This is a genomic window from Streptomyces mexicanus (assembly GCF_902506575.1).
In the GTDB taxonomy this organism is placed as follows: domain Bacteria; phylum Actinomycetota; class Actinomycetes; order Streptomycetales; family Streptomycetaceae; genus Streptomyces; species Streptomyces mexicanus.
Genome location: NZ_LR732697.1, coordinates 1 through 1,105 on the forward strand (window position 1 = coordinate 1; position 1,105 = coordinate 1,105).

Genomic DNA, 1,105 nt, shown 5'->3' on the forward strand with positions numbered 1-1,105 from the left:
GGACTGGCGCGCGGGGGCGGCGGTGGCGTAGGTGATGCCGGTCGCGGTCAGTGCCGCGGCGGCCGCGACACCTGCGGTGATCGCGTGGGAACGGGTCTTGAACATGGAATGCACTCTCCTGTCTCAGAGTCAGAGAAAGGTGGGTCCGCTGAGGAAAGCCGACCTGTGATTGAACGTACTCACACCCCACGAACCTGTCATTTCGGACGGATCGTAAGTGTGCTTGCAGAGAGCCGATCGAGGTACCCGGGGTGCCCGGCCGCCGACGCGCGGGCGGGGCGATGAGACGTCAAGCAGCCCGCTGTGGGGGAGCGTTGACCGGGAGTCGGGTGCCGGTGCTCGCCCACTGACACCGGCTCACCCCAGAGCGCGCCGGGCTGACGGAAGACGTCGGCGCGTCGGTGCTTGACATCGCCTGTCTTCGGGTCAGAGGGACCAGCTGAGGTCCCTGACGGGCACGGCGCGGTGAGGCGAACCGGTGGGGTCGCCGGGCGCGAACGGGCGGAACCGGTGGCTGAAGTCGACGGGGATGTTCAGGGCCAGGAAGTCCTTGCCGTCGCCCGTACGGGCCCGCAGGACGATGCGGTGCCTGGCCACCGGCACGGTCCTCGGGATCTGCAGGTCCCACGTCTGCTTCCAGGGCCCGGCGTCGGGCCGCAGATCACCGCACAGACCCGCCCCCATGCCGGCCAGCAGCTCGGGCAGCCGGTAGGTCCGGTCGAGCATCTTCACCGGACCGATCTTCATGACCACGTTGCAGGTGACGCGGGTCAGGTCGACGGGTTCCTTCAGGTAGCCGTCCATGGTGCAGCGCAGCCGGTGGCCGAGGCGCGGCAGCGTCGGGTTCAGCGTGATGTCGAGGATGTCCAGGACGTAGTGGTCGTCGCTGGTGTCCTCCGCCAAAGGGGTGCTCATGTCGCTCATCCCATCGTGTCGGTGGGCGGGGAACGGGTGAGGAGCGTGGTCCTCAGAACAGAACCCCGGCCCGATTACGGCGGGCCGGGGTTCTGCGTCACTCGTGTCGCGTCGGTCGGGTGGTGTCGCTGGTGTGATCAGTCGTCGTCCCGGTCGCCCTTGCCGCCCTTGTCGTCGCGGTCGTCGTGGT

Annotated in this window: 1 protein-coding gene; it reads right to left on the reverse strand. The window is 68.5% G+C overall.

Annotated features, from left to right (window positions below):
• Positions 1 to 426 precede the first annotated feature (426 nt).
• Positions 427 to 915, reverse strand: a complete 489-nt coding sequence (locus tag GV126_RS35400; RefSeq protein ID WP_201299993.1) for a hypothetical protein — start codon at positions 913 to 915, stop codon at positions 427 to 429.
• Between the last annotated feature and the right edge of the window lie 190 nt (positions 916 to 1,105).